This is a genomic window from Burkholderia diffusa (assembly GCF_902499115.1).
GTDB lineage: Bacteria > Pseudomonadota > Gammaproteobacteria > Burkholderiales > Burkholderiaceae > Burkholderia > Burkholderia diffusa.
The window spans coordinates 52,205-70,287 of sequence record NZ_CABVPN010000032.1 but is presented as its reverse complement, the minus strand read 5'-3'; the positions used below and the strand labels follow the sequence as shown (position 1 = coordinate 70,287).

Here is an 18,083-nt window from a genome sequence, read left to right as displayed (position 1 = left end):
CGTCACCTCAGTTTGGCCATGTGGTAAAGCCAAATCCCGCCCGCCACCTGCAGCGTGAAAGCGAGAAACAGCAACTGACGACCGGTATAGTCGTTCCACATCGACTGGAGATAGAGCGGATTGGTCGCGATGACAAAACTGCCGATCGCAATCGGCAGCATCACGAGCACCCATGCCGACAAACGCGTTTCCGAAGACATCGCCTCCAGTTCCCGCTCGGCCTGTTCGAGGTCGCGCATGAACGTCGACATCCGGTCGAGCATGATGTCCGCGCGACCGCCGTACCGTACCGACAGCCGCAGCACCGACCCGACAAGTTCGAACTCCTTGGTGTGGTACACGCTCGCGATGTGCATCATCGCGCGGTCAATCTCGACACCCGTACGCAGCATCCTGGACACATGGTCCAGGCATCCGCGCAACGGCGCCTCGGTCGTCTGCAGCGCGGCCTGGAACGCAGCCGGCACGCTATTGCCCAGCGTCACCAGCCGTACGATCCCGTCCAGAAACGACGGCAGTTGACGAACGATCATCAGGCGCCGCCGATGTATGCGCGACACCAGCCAGAACACGAGCAGCGCGGCGCCGCAGACGAGCGCGGCGATACCACCGAGCCAGCCGCCCCGCTCGCCTGCAGCGAACGCGGCCCCGGCCAGTGCGAGTAGCGCCAGCAGCGCCTTGCCATTTGCGTCCTCGATTCCCGCACGGCTTGCCACGTTACCGAGATACTCGGTGACGATTGAGCGCCAGCGCCCCCACTGCGAAGCTGGTACGCCGGGAACCACGCGTGCCGCGGCGGCTGACGCCGACAGGATTTCCCGCTGATGCGCACCGCCCGATCGCGCGCCAGGCTCGATCCGGCTGTCGATGAAGCGCTGCACGTCAGCGCGATCGCGCTTCATCTCACCGTGCCGCCACAGCATCAGCGCGGCGGCCACGAGCAGAAGCGCCATTGCCAGCACGCTATACATTGAACCCCCCGCCTCCGCGCCCGAACCCGCCGCCTCCTCCGAAGCCACCGCCACCACTACCGCGGAAGCCGCTCTGCAGCGCCTGACGGAAGCGTGCGAGTTTCGGCGAGTGCGGATGAATGCCGAGCGATTCCCAGTTGTCCACTTCTTCGCCTTCGGGCGTCACGCGCGCCTCATAGCGATACAGTTCCTGCGTCGCGATGATGTTGTCCGACAGACCGGTTACCTCGGTAATCGACAGAATCCGGCGCCGGCCGCTCGACAGACGGCCTATCTGCACAATAAAGTCGACCGCGTTCGCGATCTGCCGACGCAGGCTCGACTCGGTTCCCTGGAACCCGGCGAAGCCGGCTAGCATCTCGAGACGATAGAGACACTCGCGCGGTGAACTCGCATGCACGGTCCCCATCGAGCCGTCGTGACCCGTGTTCATCGCCTGCAGCATCTCGAGCACCTCGCCGCCGCGCACTTCGCCGACGATGATCCGGTCCGGGCGCATCCGCAACGTATTACGCAACAAATCGCGAATCGACACGACGCCAGTCCCGTCGAAGCCGCCAGGCCGGCTTTCGAGGCGCACGACATGCGGATGATTCAGCGACAGTTCGGCCGTATCCTCGATCGTCACGACGCGCTCCGGCTCAGGAATATGGAACGCGAGCGCATTGAGCAGAGAGGTCTTGCCGGAGCTTGTGCCGCCCGACACGAGGATATTGCAGCGCGCCTCCACCGCCGCCTCGAGCAGCGCGCCGATCTCCGCATTGAACGTGCCGTTGCCGAGCAGATCGGCCGGCTTGAGCGGATCCTTGCGGAATTTCCGGATCGACACAACCGGTCCGTCGATCGACAGCGGTTCGATCACCACGTTGACACGCCCGCCATCCGGCAGCCGCGCATCGACCATCGGATTCGATTCGTCCAGGCGTCGGCCGATCGGCGCCAGGATGCGTCGCACAATACGCAGCAGATGCGCGTTATCGGTGAACCGAATCGGCAACTTGACCAGGATCCCGTGGCGCGATACGTAGATATCGTTGTAGCCATTGATCAGGATGTCCTCGACATGCGGATCGGCAAGCAGATCTTCGATCGGCCCGAACCCGGCAAGCTCCTTGGTCAGCGCCTCGGCAATCGTCCTGACTTCGTTCTCGTTGAGCGGGATGCGTCGCAAACGCACGAAGCTGTCGATTTCCAGATCGACGAACTGGTTGATCGCCTGGCGCGACCAACGGCCGAATTCGGCCCCCAGTTCCTCGATGCGAGTCAGCAAGTGTTCGTGCGCGGCGTTCTTGATGTCATGGAACTGCTGCGACTGGGAGAACGGCGCGGCGCCGTCGGCAAATTGAATGTCGTGTGCCATCGCTTACGAACGCTTGGACAAAGGTTGAATGAAACGCTTGAGCACGGACAGACCCGACGCGGCGCTCTTTCCCGCCGCACCCGTGCCAGCCAGTCGCTCCGCGAGCGGCTCGAGCGCACGCACATACGGATCGCGCTCGGCCACGTCGACAATGAGTCGTCCCTGGTTGGCCGCCTGCCCTATCGACACACGCCGCGCGGGCAGCGTCGTCAATAATGCGATCCCGAGCCGGTCTGCGATCTGAGCCGGCGTCAGGCTCAGTGCCGCATCGTACTGATTGACGACGAGACGCATCTTGCCGAGATTGATCCCTGCATCGCGCAGCCCCTCGAGCAGATCGACCGCTGAGACAATCGACGCCACGCCCTGATCGCAGACGAGCCATGCCTCGTCGGCACCCCCCGCGATCTGCGCGATAAACTCCAGGTTCGTAAAGCCGCCCAGATCGACGATCTGCTGATCGAAGAATGCGCGCAGTCGATTCAGCAAGCCGACGCAGGCTGCATACGACACGTCGCGCAAATCTGCGAGGTTCGACGGCAGCGTCGTCAGCGCGACACCGCTGGCGTGTCGTGCGAGGGCCGTGTTGACGAATGTCCGGTCGATGCGGCGCAGGTTGCGCACGGCATCAACAAAGTGGAATTCGCAACGCGTGTTAAGAAACAGTGCGCTATCGCCTGCCGGCAGGCCCAAGTCGACGAGCGCCGTTTGCCGGGCATGCGGCGTGGCAACACCGAACGCAGACGCGTCGCCCGCGACGAGGCCGGCAGCCCCGCGCTTGTGCAGCCATACGGCCAGATTCGAAGCAAGCGTACTTACACCCATCCCGGCGCGCGCGCCGAGCAGCGCGACCAGCTTGCCGTGGCGATTGGCCGGTTCCGCGCCAGCGTGCTCGAGCAGCCCGCGCGTGATACGCAGTGCGTCTTCCGCACTGCCGGAAACGTCGATGAAATCGCGAACGCCGGCCCGCAGCGCAGCGAGCGCGCTTTCCGGCTCCGCCAGCGTACCGAGCGCGACGACCGGCAAACTCGGATGTGCAAGACGCACTGCCGCCGCCGCAACGCTCGCTTCGGCCTGCGCTTGCGAAAAATCGATGAAGACGATCGCGGGGTTGAGTCCCAGGATGCGCTGGGCCAGTGCGCCTGGCTCCAGCGACACCGCCTCCACCGTACCGGCCGATACGAGCGTATCCCCCAGCCAGCGGAGATGCTCGCCCTGATGGGATGCGCATACAAAATAGTCAGTCACGGCGGGCTCAGCCACTGAAAGGGTTCTCGCATTCACATTGAATACCCCCGAATCCATATCGCACGACGCCGCGCCGTGCGGTCATTTCGAAAATCCCGGTGCGGCATCCGGCGACGCGATACCACCGAGATACGAGCGCCAGACAGGCCCGTCCCGCTGCTCGGACAACTCGCCAGGCGTCGCCGGCAGCGGTGCGCCCTTCGCGATCGGTGCAACCAGATGCGGCGTCACGATGATCACCAGTTCCTTATCGTTCTGCTGGTAGTTCAAGGATTTAAAGAATGCGCCGATAATCGGCAGATCGCCCAGGACCGGAACTTTGCTGATATTCGACATCGTTTCGCGGTCGATCAGGCCACCGATCACGAAGCTCTCGCCATCGCCCAACTCGACCGTCGTGTCCGCGCGCCGGGTCGTGATGGCCGGCACCGACACGCTGTTGATCGTTACGCCGTGCTGAAAATCGAGTTGGCTCGATTCGGGAGCAACCTTCAGTGCAATCCGGCGCTGGTTCAGCACGGTCGGCGTCAGTGTCAGACCAACGCCGTACTGCTTCCAGTCGATCGCTGTCGAGCCCAGTGCCTGCGGCACCGGTACCGGAATTTCGCCGCCAGCGAGAAAACTCGCGCTCTGCCCCGACAGCGCCACCAGTGTCGGCTGCGCAAGAACGCGGGCCAGGTTGTTCGCTTCAAGAATTGAAATATTGCCGAAGATCCCGCGGCCGGCGGAATTCACGACCAGGTTGAACGCCGACGCGATCGGAATGCCGGCCGTCGCTTGGAAACCCGACGTCGCCCCCCCCGCCACAGACTGAAGGCCACCCGGCGAAAATGCGCCGAACGCGAATCCGTTGCTCTGCTTGAAGAAGTTCAGCCCCGCCTCCTTCAGCACCGAGCGGCTGAATTCGACGACGCGCACGTCGACCTGCACGACACTCCGATTACCGACCGTAGACGCATCTATAACGGTGCCGTCCTTGCCCCCCATCCGCTTGCCGACTGCCACGGCACGTTCATGCGCATCGAGCGATGCCGAGGAGCCAGACAGGACCGCAGCTCCGCCATATGCCTTGACCTTCGGTCCAGAACCATCCAGTACCGCCTGAGCGGCCGCATCGACGACATTGACGTTCCACACCGTCGGCTCGTCGCGGCCGCGTTCCCATAACAACACGTTCGTAGAACCCGGTGCCTTCGCAACCAGCAGCACCGACCCGGCGTGACTACCCTTCATTACCAGCACGTCTACGACGGCTGGATCGCCCACTGCAATCCGTTGCAGCGTGTGGCCGGCAGCGATCTGCCGTTGCGAGCCGACCGCAAGGTCAATCGATGCGTTCGTGCCAGCCGCCTCCGTCAGGACGGCAAAGGTCATGGCCCAAATAGCAATCGCGTATGCAATCAGTTTGTTTGTCATTGTGTCGGGGGCCGTCGCGCGGCCTCTCTCTTCCGTAGCTGCTGTCGATGATCGTACGTTGATGTCAATAGGCGACCGTCTCGGCACGCCCGCCACGAATGACTTCGATGCTGCTGCCGCTCCCACGGGCCATGACGGGCGCGCGCGGAGCAACCGGCGTGCGAGGTGTACCGCGTGCACGTCCGCCCGACAGGTCGTCCAGCCATATGCCGCTCGCGGCCTGCGCAGATTGCGTCGCGTCCCCGACTGCCGCACGAACCGCAACTGTCTGTGTCGCGATTTCGGTGTCCCGCGGATTGCGCAGCGCGAGCGTCAGACGACCGCTTGCCTCGGCAAGCGTAAGCGCATCGACCTGCGCCGTCGGCACGGCGAGTACCGCGGTCCGCACCGCACCGCTCGGTCCGCCGCCGCCGTCCCGATCGGGGGTTGCATCGCCAAACGACAGCACACGGATCTTCGACAGCAGCAGGCGCGCCTGCGTACCGGGAATCTCCGAGCCCGCCTGCGCGCCGCCGGAACCGTCACGCCTCAGATTCACGAACACGTCGACGAAGTTGCCGGGCCGCAACCGATTGCCCACCGCATTCGACTCGTCGATCTTCACCGCGACAGCGCGCTCACCGAGCGCCACCTGGTCGGCCAGTCCGGAAGTCAACCCGCCTTCGAGCACTGGTGCCGCGGCAAGAATGTCATTCGCCGGCACGCGACCGACGAGGGCGGTCGGATCGCTGAACCCGCCCGTCGGCATCATGGGAACCTGCGCGAGCTTCAACGCATCGGCATGAATCGGCTGACCGGCCGGCAGCAGGCGTGCCGCCACGACGACCGGCACCGACTGCGCCGCGACAGTCGGCGTTGCCACAACCGGCGGATGGACCTGCGCGCGACCAAGCGTCCACGCATAGATCCCGAGCAGAACAGCGATTGCGATCAGCAGCCCGGCGATGATCTTCGTCAAGTTGTTGGCCATGGTGGATGTCGGTGCCGTAGATTGATGTTGTTGTGTTCGAGCGGGGACACCGCTATATGCATGTAACCCGCCGTATGTATCGTCCGGCTCATAGGATGGTTGCCGGATTGATCTGGACAGTGGCCGTGCCGGTAAGCTGCGTCGGCGTGACGAGACCCAGCAACGGCAGAGACGGAACCAGCGGATGCGCCCGATACGGATAGGTCACCGTGACCGTCACGCAATACATCGTCGGGTCGTAACTGCATGTTCCTGATACCGGCGTCGGGATCTGGACATTGGTCAGCCATGAAGTGAGGCCTACAGCCGTCGCCTTTGCTGCGCTCGCTCGGTCCGTCAGCGCCTGCGTTCCCGAACCGTTGGCTTCGTACACATAGTTCAGTGCCGAACGCGCCCCCTCGGTCGCGGCGAGCGTCAAGCCCTGCTGAACCGCGAAGATCAGCCCGAACGTCACGATCGCGTACAGAATCAGAAAAAACAGCGGAAATACCAGCGCGAATTCGACGGCAGTTGCCCCTCGCTCCCGCGAGCGCGCGCCCGATCGATACTCTCGTTTCATCGCCCGCTCCAGGTAATGACCAGATAGCCCAGCCAAGCTGCCGCAGGAACGACGAGACATGCCGCGTACGGTGTCGAGCGCCGCCCGCCAAGCGCCATCGCCGGCGATCCACGCTCCCATAACGCGCCGAGTGGCGTGTGAGTGAGCAGTATCAGTCCCAGGACGTGCAACCCGGCGGCAAGGCTGGCAATAACCCACAGCCAAAGCAATATCGGCAAACCGCACCACGCGCCGAGAACCGCGAATACCTTGACGTCTGCCGCCCCCATGACACGCATCGCAAAAAGCGGGAAGAAACTGGCCAAACCGACCAGCATACCGATCAATGCCTGCTCGGTTGAAATACCAAACGGATTTGCGTTTATCAGTGAACTGACGAGTGCGGCAACGCCCCCGCAGATGACAAGCGAATTCCGAACGAGCCGAAATCGAATATCACCGGCAGCAACGAGAACGGCCCAGGCAAAAAAAAAGCTGGTGCTGATGAGATGTGCCATATTGCAATCGACGGCGCATGCTGATGTAACGGCAAGCGAGCCGCTACTGCGGCTCGCTTGCCCCCAGCAAACCACACGGGTCAGGGCAGCGAACTGGCAATCGTGGCGAACAGAGCCGAGATCTTCGTGCCGATGGTCGTCACGCTGGCAATGATCAAGGCTGCAATCAGACCCGCAATCAGCCCATACTCGATCGCGGTAACCCCGTCTTCTTCCTTCAGGAAGCGCTTGATGAGTGCTTTCATTTTTTAATTCCTCGTGCCTGAATGTACGTTTTTTGGCCTTTTATACGTTCTACATCCCCGCATATCCGGCCCTTGCCCCGCGCCGTTCGTCACATCACGCGTGTAACGACAACCGGGTGCGCCTTCTTTATATGTCACCCCGGAGGGTGTGTATCAACATTTGATGCAAGTTAACATTCGCGATAGCGACCCTCCTCGAACGTCGTGTACCGAACTGTACATTTGCTTACATCTGCTCCGGATTCTATATCCGTTCCTATTTAACTTCCAACCTCTTTTAAGACCGGGTCGAAAAAACTTTCCGGGAGCACGACGTATTTGTACGGCGTTTCGGTACGATTTACACATAGGATTTACGATAGGTTAGATGTGCACACCTAGTCCACCAGTAAAACAATCAGACCGCCCGCCAGCCCTCCACGCCCCTCACGTTACGCCGCACGCGTAACGCCAATGTTGTGACGTTACGTTACGAAACGGACGAAACCGTTCCCATTCGACCGTTCTTAAACAGATTCAACAATCTTTCATTTTGCCTAAATCCTTTTTCCAACAAGGAATTGGCTCGTTTGAAACCAATCGTCGACTCGCCGACCGTCGAAATGGCACGACAGTTGCAGAGTAATCCTCGCATCACTCAACACAACATCAGCTTCAATGCGAGGACGAAATGGACATTCAGGTTATCCCTCATGGCACGCTCCGGACGACTATGATCGCGGCCACCGTGGCAGCCATGCTTTCCCTCTCCGCGTGCGGCGGTTCCGGTTCCATCAGCAAGGGGCTCAGCGGTGGCTCCAGCTCCGGCGGTGGTGATTCGATCTCCACATCGGGCGGCGGCACCTCGGGCGGTACCTCGGGCGGCACGTCCGGTTCAACGAGCGGCAGCACGTCGGGGAGCACCAGCGGCTCGACCAGCGGTAGCACGAGCGGCTCGACGAGCGGCAGCACCAGCGGCACCACGAGTGGAACAAGCAGCGGCACGAGCGGCACCTCCGGTGTGTCGTCAAACGCGGTGGGAACCGTCCTCGCAAGCAGCGGCAATCTCGTCACGAATCTCGGCGGCACCGTATCCGGCCTCGGCTCCGTGATCGGCAGCCAGTCGCTGCCCGGCGTCAACCCGGCCACGACGCAGGCTGCAGGCGGCATCGTGCAGAACGTCGGCGGTGCGGTGACTGCGCTCGGAAATGGCCTCGGCAACGGCCTCGGCCAGCTCGGCGCGACGAAGGACCCGGTCGGCGTCACGGTCGCCAGCACCGGCGGCGTGGTGAGCCAGCTCGGTGGCGCGGTCACGCAGACCGGCAACCTGGTCACGAGCCTCGGCAGCGGCCCGCTGTCGCCGCTCGCTCCCGTCACCGGCGCAGTCGGCGGCCTCGTGACGCAGGTCGGCAACGCCGTATCGAACGGCGGCACCACGCTGTCCAACGTGTTGTCGACCGGTCCGATCCAGCAGGTCACGCAGACGGTCAGCTCGGCGATCACGCCGATCACGACGATGGTCGGTCAGACGACGCAGACGATCGGGACGGCCACCGGCCTCGGCGCCCCGCTCAACATGCTGCTCGGCACGATCGGCAACGGCCTGAACCAGGGCGGCGCGCTGATCGCATCGACGGGCGGCAACCCCGTCACGACCGGCCTCGGCAACACCGTCTCGTCGGCCGGCAATACCGTGAAGACCGTCGGCGGCCTGCTCACGGGCGGCACCGGCGGCGCAACCAACCCGCTCGCGCCGCTCACGGGCCTCCTCACGACGGTCACCGGTACGCTCGGCGGCGCAACGGGCGGCACCAGCGGCGGACCGCTCGCCCCGGTCACCGGCCTTCTCTCCACGGTCACGGGCGCACTCGGCGGTGCAGCGGGCGGCACCAGCGGCGGCCCGCTCGCTCCGGTTACTGGCCTCCTCTCGACCGTCACCGGCGCACTCGGCGGTGCAGCGGGCGGCACCAGCGGCGGCCCGCTCGCTCCGGTCACCGGCCTGCTCTCCACGGTCACGGGCGCACTCGGCGGCGTAGCCGGTGGCAGCAGCGGTCCGCTCGCCCCGGTCACGGGCCTGGTCTCCACGGTCACCGGCGCGCTCGGCAGCGCAACGGGCGGCGCAGGCGGCGGCAACCCGCTCGCCCCCGTGACGGGCGCGGTGTCCTCCGTCACCAGCACGGTCGGCGTACCGGCACTGAGCGGCACCACGGGCGGCGTCACGAATTCGGGCTCGGGCTCGAATCTGCTCGCGCCTGTCACGTCGCTGATCGGCGGCCTGCTCGGCGGCACGCACGGCAAGTAATCGAACATCCATTCATCGACAAGACAGCGAGGAGTCCATCATGTCCCAGCAACGTTCCATCACGACGGCCGTCCTGCGCCAGTGGCGCGCGCCCCTCACCGCCTTCGCTGCAGCGTGCCTGCTGGCTGCCTGCGGCGGCAACAGCGTCAGCGCGCCGCCGAGCAGCAACAACGGCGGCAGTTCCAGCGGCACGAGCGGTACCAGCGGCACGAGCGGCACCAGTGGCTCGTCCACCGGCACCAAGGGTGCTGTCAGCACGATCGGCCAGACCGCAACCGATCTCGGCAGCACGATCGGCAACATCAGCGTGCCGGGCCTCGGCGACGGCGTGACGAAGGGCGTCGGCAGCACCGTCTCGAGCACCGGCACGATCATCAACGCGGCTGCCGATGCGTTGAGCAACGGGCTCGGACAGACCGGCTCGATCAAGGATCCCGTCGGCACGACGGTCGCCGGCCTCGGGAATGTCGTCGGCGCGACGAGCAACACCGTGTCCGGGCTGAGCTCGACGGTCAAGGCACTCGGCACGGGTCAGCTCGCGCCGCTCGCCCCTGTCACGACGCCGGTCGGCACCGTGCTCGACACGGTCGCCAACGGGCTGTCGGCCGCGGGCACGACGATCGGCTCGACGCTGTCGTCGGGCGCCGTGCAGCAAGTGACGCAGCCGCTCAGTTCGGCAATCACGCCGCTGGTGATCACCGCGGGTCAGGTCACGCAGCAAGTCGGCACGACCACGGGTCTCGGACAACCGGTGTCGGGCCTGCTGGGCCAGATCGGCGGCGCAATCAGCTCGGCGGGCAAGCAGGTCGGCAGCACGTCGAATCAGCCGCTCGTCGGCGACGTCGGCCAGCTCGTCACCGCGGTCGGCAACACCGTAACCAACGCAGGCGGGCTCGTGAATCCGAACGGGCCGAACGGCGCGGCGCCGATCCCCGGCCTGATCACGAGCCTCGTCGGCGGCTCGACGGCTACCGTACAAAACGGCTCGTCGTCGGGCTCCAGCTCGACGAACCCGCTCGGCGGCCTGCTGTCCGGACTCGGTTCGACGCCGCTCGGTTCGCTCACCGGCGCACTCGGTGGCGCAACGGGTGGCTCGGGCAGCAACCCGCTCGCGCCGATCACCGGTCTCGTGTCGACGGTGACGGGCACGCTCGGCGGCGCAACGGGTGGCGCAGGCGGTGCAAACCCTCTCGCGCCTGTCACCGGTTTGCTGAATACTGTCACCGGGGCAGTCGGCGGTGCAGCGGGGTCCGGGGCTTCGTCGAGTCCGCTCGCACCGGTCACGTCGCTCGTCGGCGGCGTGACGGGGACGACATCGTCGGGCAGCTCGACGGGGCTCCTCGCGCCGGTAACGGGGTTGCTGGGCACGCTGGGTAGCGTTGGCAAATAAGGAGGACGTTCGCGCCTTTGCAGCCGGAACAAAAGGCGCGACCGTACAAACACAACCGGCAATGCGGCACGCGGCGCGCGACACCCTGGTGTCGCGCGCCTGCATTAGAAAGAAGACGAAAAGCAAGGCCTACGAGGAAGAACAATGAAATCCAGACTCGACAGATGGATGATGCTGCTCGCCATCGCGGCGGCAGGCACGGCACATGCACAAACGCGCGCGGCAGGTAACCCGCTCGATTCGCTCCCCCAGATCAACGCACCGCAGAAAGGCCCGAGCGTCACCGTGCAGGTCGCGCCGCAGGCACCGCAACTGCAGGAGCTGCTGTCGCGGCACCTGACGCCGACGACGTTCCAGGTCGAAGGCGTCAAGTCGGTGCCGTTCGACGAAATCTCGCGTCGCTTCACGCCCCTCGTCGGCAAGGACATCACGATCGGCGAGCTGATCGAAACCGCGAACGGCGTGACCAAGCTGTACCAGGATCGCGGCTATGCACTGTCGTTCGCGTTCATTCCCGCGCAGACGTTCGAGAACGGTGTCGTGCGCGTCACAGTGGTCGAAGGCTATGTGTCGGACGTCAAGGTCACCGGCAAGCCCGGCGCGATGGAATCGAAGATCCGCGCGATCGCCGCGCACATCACGGCCGATCGCCCGCTGCGCCGCGCGACGTTCGAACGCTACGTGAATACGTTCGGCCTGCTGCCCGGCGTGACGGTGAAGGCCAATGTTCCGCCGCCGCAGACGACCGACGGCGCAACGACGCTCGAACTGGCCGTCGACCGCAAGGCATTCAACATCAGCACCGGCATCGATTTCAATCACCCGGGCGTGCAGGGCCTCATCACCGCGACGGAGAACGGCCTCACGTCGTTTGGCGAGCAATTGAGCATTTCCGCGCTGGTGCCGCCCGGACGCGACAAGCAAACCTACGTCGCATTCAGCGGCGCGGTGCCGGTCGGCAGCAGCGGCCTGGTCACACGCCTCGACGCCAGCACGTATCGCGGCAAGCCGACCGACAATCCGGGGCTGCCGTCGACCGTCGAGCGCACCGTCAAGAACGAGAAGCTCGGTCTTTCGGCATCCTATCCGTTGCTGCTGAACAACCAGCGCAGCCTGCTCGGCACCGTGTCGGGCTATGCGTCGCACAACGAGGACCGTTACCAGAACAAGATTTCCGGCAACAGCATCGACACGCGCTCGCAGGTCCGCGTGCTGCAAATGCAGCTCGACTACACGAGCGTGTCGGCCAAGCAGGTACAGAAGCTGAGCGTCAACGTCGCGAAGGGTTTCAACATTCTCGGCGCGTCGAAATCGCAGGACATCACGATCGGCTCGAACACGACATCGGTGGATAGCCCGATCTCGCTGACGTTCGTCCGCACCGGCGCAACCTTCACGCAGACCAACGAATGGCCGTTCAAGATCGGCACGTCGGTCTCGCTGACCGGCCAGTACAGCCCCGACTCGCTGCCGACGTCGGAACAGATCTCGTTCGGTTCGACGCGCTATGCGCTGGGCTACCAGCCCGGCGAAACGTCGGGCGACTCGGGCTGGGGAATGTCGCTGGAGGTCAACCGCGGCTTCACGCCGGGCTGGACGTATATGAAATCCGTCACGCCATACATCGCGTACGACATGGCGCGCGTGTATCTGCATACCGGCACGCCGTCGCCGAGCCGCCTGTCGTCGGTCGGTATCGGCGTGCGGTTTACGGACAGCCGTTACTACAGTCTCGACCTGAATATCGCGAAGCCGGTGGGCGATGCGCCGGTTGAAAGCGCGTCGCGCAGCCCGCGCGTGAATGCCGCGTTCTCGTATCAGCTCAACTGATCGGTCACCAAACAGCCTGCTTCTCACAGGCTGTTTGGATTAGAACCCCCTCTATCAAACGCAGCGCGCGGTTTCACGTATTCTGGCGAAGCTCGCAACATGCCACCGCCCCATGCAGACGGTCGTGCGGGCGCATCGAATACGAAATGACACAAGGAGGAAGACGATGATTCAACTGACCCGCCCGTTGCGCACTCTGGCAATCGCAAGCGCGCTGCTCGCTTGCGCCGCACCTGCGTTCGCCCAAGCCGACAACCCCGTCGGCATGTGGCAGACGATCGACGACAACACGCATCAACCGAAGGCGCTCGTGCAGATCGCCGATGACGGCGAAGGCTCGCTGTCGGGCAAGGTCGTCAAGGGCCTCGGCGCCAACGACACGCCCGATCGCCGCTGCACCGCATGCACGGACGAGCGCAAGGATCAGCTCATCAAGGGCATGACGATCATCAAGGCGATGAAGAAGGACGGCGACCACTGGGACGGCGGCAATATCCTCGACCCGGAAAACGGCAAGGTCTACAAGTGCAAGATGTCGCTGGAAGACGGCGGCCAGAAGCTCGTCGTGCGCGGCTACATCGGCGTGTCGCTGCTCGGCCGATCGCAGACCTGGGTCCGCGCGCAATAACGCGAAGCGCATCGATACGCGCAACGCAATGAAAAATCGGCCTGACGACGACGTCGCAGGCCGATTTTGTTTTGATATCAGCGTGAATGAAATCGATCGACATCACGCCGCATGCTTCAGCGCGTCCGGTGCATAGCTACCGGGGGCACGATACGCAGGCGCCGCAGCACTGCGCACCTCCGCCGCCTTCGACTGCGCGTGCTTGCGCATGCGCGTGGACAGTTCCTTGCACAGATTCACGCCGGCGTCGCCGTACAGCTCGCGCATCACCTGCATCAACGTGCCGGTCTCGTGCCAGACCTTGAAGCGGCGATGGCATGTCTGGTACGAAGGGTAGCGACGCGGCATCGCGGACCAGGTCGCGCCACTGTAAATCACCCAGAGTACGCCGTTCAGGACGGCGCGCGTGTTGGCCAACGGACGGCCGCGCAACTCGGTGCGCGGCTGCATTTCGGGCAGAAGCGGCACGACGCAGCGCCACTCATGGTCGGTCAGATCGCGATACGGTGTCATGGACATCTCCAGCCTTAGGAACCATGACACACGATATCGACTGCCCTCAACCCTGAACATAAGACAAGTCCGAAAATACCCCGAGATTGCGGGAATTTGACCGGAATTGACGTTTGAACTCCGTCGCTTGTCGAAAACCGCGATCAGGTCAGCGAAGTATCGACGATACGGCGCGGCGTTTCGAGGTACTCCTTCGACTGCATCTCGACGATCCGCGATACCGTGCGCGCGAATTCGTTCGCCATCGGTCCTTCGACGTACAACTGCTCCGCCGGCACCGCGGCGGACATCAGCAGCTTGACCTTGTGGTCGTACAGCACGTCGATGAGCCAGGTGAAGCGCCGCGCCTCGGACGCCATTCGCGGCGACATCTGCGGCACTTCCGACAGCACGATCGCATGGAAGCGGCTGGCAAGCTCGAGATAATCGTTCTGCGAACGCGGGCCGCCGCACAGCGTCGCGAAATCGAACCAGACGACCCCGTCGGCCTTGCGCAGCGCCTTCAGCTCGCGCTTCTCGATATGCAGGATCGGGCTTTCGTCCGGCACCGCGGCGAGCTTCCCGAATGCATGACGCAGTTCGCGATCGGCGTCCGCGCCGAGCGGCGTGTGGTACATCTGCACCTGCGCGAGCGTGCGCTGGCGATAGTCGACGCCCGCATCGACGTTCAGCACGTCGAGCTTTTGCTTGATCAGCGCGATCGCCGGCAGCATGCGGTCGCGATGCAGGCCGTCGGGATACAGATCGTCGGGATCGTAGTTGGACGTCATCACGAACTGCACGCCGTTGTTGAACAGGCGATCGAGCAGCCGGTACAGGATCATCGCGTCCGCGATGTCCGACACATGGAATTCGTCGAAGCAGATCAGTCGGTAGCGCTTGGCGATGCGTCGCGCGAGCTCGTCGAGCGGATCGGCCTGTCCTTTCAGTTCCTCGAGTTCGCGGTGTACCTCACGCATGAATTCGTGGAAGTGCAGGCGCGTCTTGCGCTGCACGGGCACCACCGCGTAGAAGCTGTCCATCAGGAAGCTCTTGCCGCGGCCGACGCCGCCCCACATGTAGACGCCGCGCGGCAGGTCCGGATGAATGATGAGCTTCTTGAACGCGTTCGAGCGGCGCGACTTGTATTCGACCCACTCGTCGAAACAGCGCTGCAGGCGATCGACGGCCGCGCGCTGGGCGGGATCGGACTGATAGCCGCGCGTGGTCAATTCGCGCGTGTAGTATTCGGTGACGTTCATCGGGCAAACCGGAAAGAACGAAGGCGAGCGGGAAACCCCGCCCGCCTTCGTCATGAGACGGCTGCGCCGGCCGGTGGCCGGCAGGCGCTACACCGTGCTCAGCTGTTCAGCGAGCGCTTGTCGACGGCGAGCGCCGCTTCGCGCATCACTTCCGACATCGACGGGTGCGGATGGCAGATGCGGGCGATGTCTTCCGACGCCGCCTTGAACTCCATCGCCACCACGGCTTCCGCGATCAGGTCCGACGCGTTCGCGGCGATCACGTGCACGCCGAGCAGTTCGTCGGTCTTCGCATCCGCGATCATCTTCACGAAACCGTCCGGCGCGTTCATGCCGAGCGCGCGACCGTTGATCGAGAACGGGAACTTGCCCGACTTGATCTCGCGGCCTTCCGCCTTCAGTTGCTGTTCCGTCTTGCCGACCCATGCGATTTCCGGGTACGTGTAGATCACCCACGGAATGCAGTTGTAGTCGATGTGCGGCTTCTGGCCGTCGATCACTTCCGCGACCAGCACGCCTTCGTCTTCCGCCTTGTGTGCGAGCATCGGGCCACGCACCACGTCGCCGATCGCATAGACGTTCGGCACCGCGGTACGGCAGTGGTCGTCCACGTCGATGAAACCGCGCTCGTTCGCCTTCAGGCCGATCGCCTCGAGGCCGAGGTTGTCGGTGTTCGGCACGCGGCCGACCGACACGATCAGGCGGTCGGCGTCGAGCGTCTGCGCGTTGCCGTCCTTGTCGGTGTAGGCGATCGACACGCCGTTCGCCGTCGTCTTCACGTCACCGATCTTCACGCCGAGATGGATGTCGAGGCCTTGCTTCTTGAACAGCTTGGCCGCTTCCTTCGCGAGCGCTTCGTCGGCTGCGCCGAGGAACGCCGGCAGCGCTTCGAGCACCGTCACTTCGGCGCCCAGGCGACGCCACACCGAGCCGAGTTCGAGGCCGATCACACCTGCGCCGATCACGGCGAGCTTCTTCGGCACCGAGTCGAACGTCAGCGCACCTTCGTTGTCCGACACGATCTTGTTGTCGACCGGAATGTTCGGCAGGTGACGCGCCTTCGAGCCCGTCGCGATGATCACGTTCTTCGCGGTGACGACTTCGGCTTCACCCTCGCCGCTCACTTCGATCTGCACGCCGGCGTCGGTCTTGCCGGTGAACTTGCCATGGCCCTTCAGCCAGGTGATCTTGTTCTTCTTGAACAGGAACTCGATCCCGCTCGTCATCTTCTCGACGATCGCATCCTTGCGGCCGAGCATCTTCGCGACGTCGATCTTCACGCCGTCGACCGTGATGCCGTGGTCGGCCAGGTGATGCGACGTGTTCTCGAACTCTTCCGACGAAGCGAGCAGCGCCTTCGACGGGATGCAGCCGACGTTCAGGCAGGTACCGCCGAGCTTCAGCGCGCCGGCCGGGTTCTTCCACTTCTCGATACAGGCAACGGTCTTGCCGAGCTGCGCGGCGCGAATCGCGGCGATGTAGCCGCCGGGGCCGGCGCCGATCACGACGACGTCAAATTCCTTGGACATGACAATCCTTTCTACTTGTACGCCCGCACGGTCGCGCGTGTACGCGAGCGTGCGGAGCGGGTCAATGCAGTGAGACTCGGCTTACAGGTCGAGCAGCAGGCGTGCCGGATCTTCCAGCGCATCCTTCATCGCGACGAGCGACAGGACGGCTTCGCGGCCGTCGATGATGCGGTGGTCGTACGACAGTGCCAGGTAGTTGATCGGACGGATCACGATCTGGCCGTTTTCGACGACCGGGCGCTCCTTCGTCGCGTGCACGCCGAGGATGGCCGACTGCGGCGGGTTGATGATCGGCGTCGACAGCATCGAGCCGAACACACCGCCGTTCGAGATCGAGAACGTACCGCCGGTCATTTCCTCGATCGACAGCTTGCCGTCCTTCGCCTTCTGGCCGAATTCGGCAATCTTCTTCTCGATGTCCGCGAGGCTCAGTTGATCGGCATTGCGCAGGATCGGCACCACGAGGCCGCGCGGCGAGCCGACGGCGATACCGATGTCGAAGTAGCCGTGGTAGACGATATCGTTACCGTCGATCGACGCGTTCACGAGCGGGAACTTCTTCAGCGCATGCACGGCCGCCTTCACGAAGAACGACATGAAGCCGAGCTTCACGCCATGTTCCTTCTCGAACTTGTCCTTGTACTTGTTGCGCAGCTCCATGACCGGAGCCATGTTGACTTCGTTGAACGTCGTCAGGATTGCGTTGGTCTGCTGCGACTCGAGCAGACGCTCGGCGATACGCGCACGCAGGCGCGACATCGGCACGCGCTGTTCCGGACGGTCGTTCAGCCACGTCGCGGCCGACGCCGGCACCTTCACTTCCGGCAGCGACGGCTTTGCTGCGGCGGTCTTCGCCGGTGCGGCGGCCGGAGCGGCCTTCGGCGCGCTGCCTGCGGCCAGCGCGTCGCCCTTCGTGACGCGGCCGTCGCGGCCCGAACCCGCGACGTCACCTGCCGACAGGCCCTTCTCGGCCAGCAGCTTTGCTGCGGCCGGCGATGCAGCGGCCGAGCTCGATGCAACTGCGGCAGCCGGCTGCGCTGCCGGTGCGGCTGCAGCGGGTGCTGCTGCCGGCTTGACTTCGGCGGCGCCTGCCGCTGCTTCGGCAGCACCTGCCTTCGCTTCGGTGTCGATCGTCGCGATGATCTGGTCGGCGACGACCGTGTCACCGTCGTTCTGCAGCACTTGCGCGAGCACGCCCGCGGCCGGTGCCGGCACTTCAAGCACGACCTTATCGGTCTCGAGTTCGATCAGGATTTCGTCCTGCGCGACTGCTTCGCCCGGCTTCTTCTTCCACTGCAGCATGGTGGCTTCCGAAACCGACTCCGAAAGCTGGGGGACTTTGACTTCTACGATAGCCATGTGATTTTCCTGGATGCTTAATCTGGGTAATGACGAGGTTCGTGCG

At 64.1% G+C, this 18,083-nt stretch carries 16 protein-coding genes; 4 read left to right on the top strand and 12 right to left on the bottom strand.

Going from position 1 to position 18,083, the window contains the following annotated elements; all coding sequences use genetic code 11:
* Positions 1 to 2: 2 nt before the first annotated feature.
* The 8 genes from BTE28158_RS27590 to BTE28158_RS27555 form a co-directional block, all read right to left on the bottom strand.
* The gene (locus tag BTE28158_RS27590) at positions 3 to 971 is read right to left on the bottom strand and encodes a type II secretion system F family protein (protein ID WP_151048700.1); all 969 of its coding nucleotides are present in this window, start codon (positions 969 to 971) and stop codon (positions 3 to 5) included.
* Positions 964 to 2,331, bottom strand: a complete 1,368-nt coding sequence (locus BTE28158_RS27585) for a TadA family conjugal transfer-associated ATPase (RefSeq protein ID WP_059608542.1) — start codon at positions 2,329 to 2,331, stop codon at positions 964 to 966. The genes BTE28158_RS27590 and BTE28158_RS27585 overlap by 8 nt, the downstream gene beginning before the upstream one ends.
* 3 nt (positions 2,332 to 2,334) lie before the next feature.
* Positions 2,335 to 3,615 (bottom strand): fimbrial protein, encoded by a 1,281-nt coding sequence (locus BTE28158_RS27580; protein ID WP_151048712.1) that lies wholly within the window; start codon positions 3,613 to 3,615, stop codon positions 2,335 to 2,337.
* A 45-nt stretch (positions 3,616 to 3,660) separates the two neighbouring features.
* Positions 3,661 to 4,995, bottom strand: a complete 1,335-nt coding sequence (locus BTE28158_RS27575) for a type II and III secretion system protein family protein (protein ID WP_151048701.1) — start codon at positions 4,993 to 4,995, stop codon at positions 3,661 to 3,663.
* A 64-nt stretch (positions 4,996 to 5,059) separates the two neighbouring features.
* The gene (cpaB, locus tag BTE28158_RS27570; protein ID WP_151048702.1) at positions 5,060 to 5,965 is read right to left on the bottom strand and encodes a Flp pilus assembly protein CpaB; all 906 of its coding nucleotides are present in this window, start codon (positions 5,963 to 5,965) and stop codon (positions 5,060 to 5,062) included.
* 88 nt (positions 5,966 to 6,053) lie between these two features.
* Positions 6,054 to 6,524 carry a TadE/TadG family type IV pilus assembly protein gene (locus BTE28158_RS27565; protein ID WP_151048703.1) on the bottom strand — a complete coding sequence of 157 codons (471 nt, stop codon included), beginning with the start codon at positions 6,522 to 6,524 and terminating at the stop codon, positions 6,054 to 6,056.
* Positions 6,521 to 7,021 carry an A24 family peptidase gene (locus tag BTE28158_RS27560; RefSeq protein ID WP_151048704.1) on the bottom strand — a complete coding sequence of 167 codons (501 nt, stop codon included), beginning with the start codon at positions 7,019 to 7,021 and terminating at the stop codon, positions 6,521 to 6,523. Before BTE28158_RS27560 ends, BTE28158_RS27565 begins: the two co-directional genes overlap by 4 nt.
* Positions 7,022 to 7,101: 80 nt before the next feature.
* The gene (locus BTE28158_RS27555) at positions 7,102 to 7,266 is read right to left on the bottom strand and encodes a Flp family type IVb pilin (protein WP_059608547.1); all 165 of its coding nucleotides are present in this window, start codon (positions 7,264 to 7,266) and stop codon (positions 7,102 to 7,104) included.
* Positions 7,267 to 7,936: 670 nt separating this feature from the next.
* On the opposite strand from BTE28158_RS27555, the gene BTE28158_RS27550 reads away from it, so the two are divergent.
* From BTE28158_RS27550 to BTE28158_RS27535, 4 genes are all read left to right on the top strand, one after another.
* Complete coding sequence (locus BTE28158_RS27550; protein ID WP_151048705.1) at positions 7,937 to 9,547, top strand: collagen-like triple helix repeat-containing protein; 1,611 nt, start codon at positions 7,937 to 7,939, stop codon at positions 9,545 to 9,547.
* Positions 9,548 to 9,587: 40 nt separating this feature from the next.
* Positions 9,588 to 10,937: a collagen-like triple helix repeat-containing protein gene (locus BTE28158_RS27545; RefSeq protein ID WP_151048706.1), complete on the top strand. Its 1,350-nt coding sequence runs from the start codon at positions 9,588 to 9,590 to the stop codon at positions 10,935 to 10,937.
* Positions 10,938 to 11,081: 144 nt separating this feature from the next.
* On the top strand, positions 11,082 to 12,767 hold the full coding sequence (locus tag BTE28158_RS27540) for a ShlB/FhaC/HecB family hemolysin secretion/activation protein (RefSeq protein ID WP_059608550.1): 1,686 nt from the start codon (positions 11,082 to 11,084) through the stop codon (positions 12,765 to 12,767).
* Positions 12,768 to 12,933: 166 nt separating this feature from the next.
* Positions 12,934 to 13,395 carry a DUF2147 domain-containing protein gene (locus BTE28158_RS27535; RefSeq protein WP_124625684.1) on the top strand — a complete coding sequence of 154 codons (462 nt, stop codon included), beginning with the start codon at positions 12,934 to 12,936 and terminating at the stop codon, positions 13,393 to 13,395.
* Positions 13,396 to 13,497: 102 nt separating this feature from the next.
* On the opposite strand, the gene BTE28158_RS27530 is transcribed toward BTE28158_RS27535, so the two are convergent.
* The 4 genes from BTE28158_RS27530 to odhB all read right to left on the bottom strand — a co-directional run bounded on the left by BTE28158_RS27530 (position 13,498) and on the right by odhB (position 18,037).
* Entirely contained in the window at positions 13,498 to 13,908 is a 411-nt protein-coding gene (locus tag BTE28158_RS27530) for a transposase (RefSeq protein ID WP_059608552.1), read from the bottom strand.
* Between the two features lie 143 nt (positions 13,909 to 14,051).
* Positions 14,052 to 15,149, bottom strand: a complete 1,098-nt coding sequence (gene zapE, locus BTE28158_RS27525; protein ID WP_124625682.1) for a cell division protein ZapE — start codon at positions 15,147 to 15,149, stop codon at positions 14,052 to 14,054.
* 98 nt (positions 15,150 to 15,247) lie between these two features.
* On the bottom strand, positions 15,248 to 16,678 hold the full coding sequence (gene lpdA / locus BTE28158_RS27520) for a dihydrolipoyl dehydrogenase (protein WP_057924323.1): 1,431 nt from the start codon (positions 16,676 to 16,678) through the stop codon (positions 15,248 to 15,250).
* A gap of 81 nt (positions 16,679 to 16,759) precedes the next feature.
* Entirely contained in the window at positions 16,760 to 18,037 is a 1,278-nt protein-coding gene (gene odhB, locus BTE28158_RS27515; protein WP_059608554.1) for a 2-oxoglutarate dehydrogenase complex dihydrolipoyllysine-residue succinyltransferase, read from the bottom strand.
* Between the last annotated feature and the right edge of the window lie 46 nt (positions 18,038 to 18,083).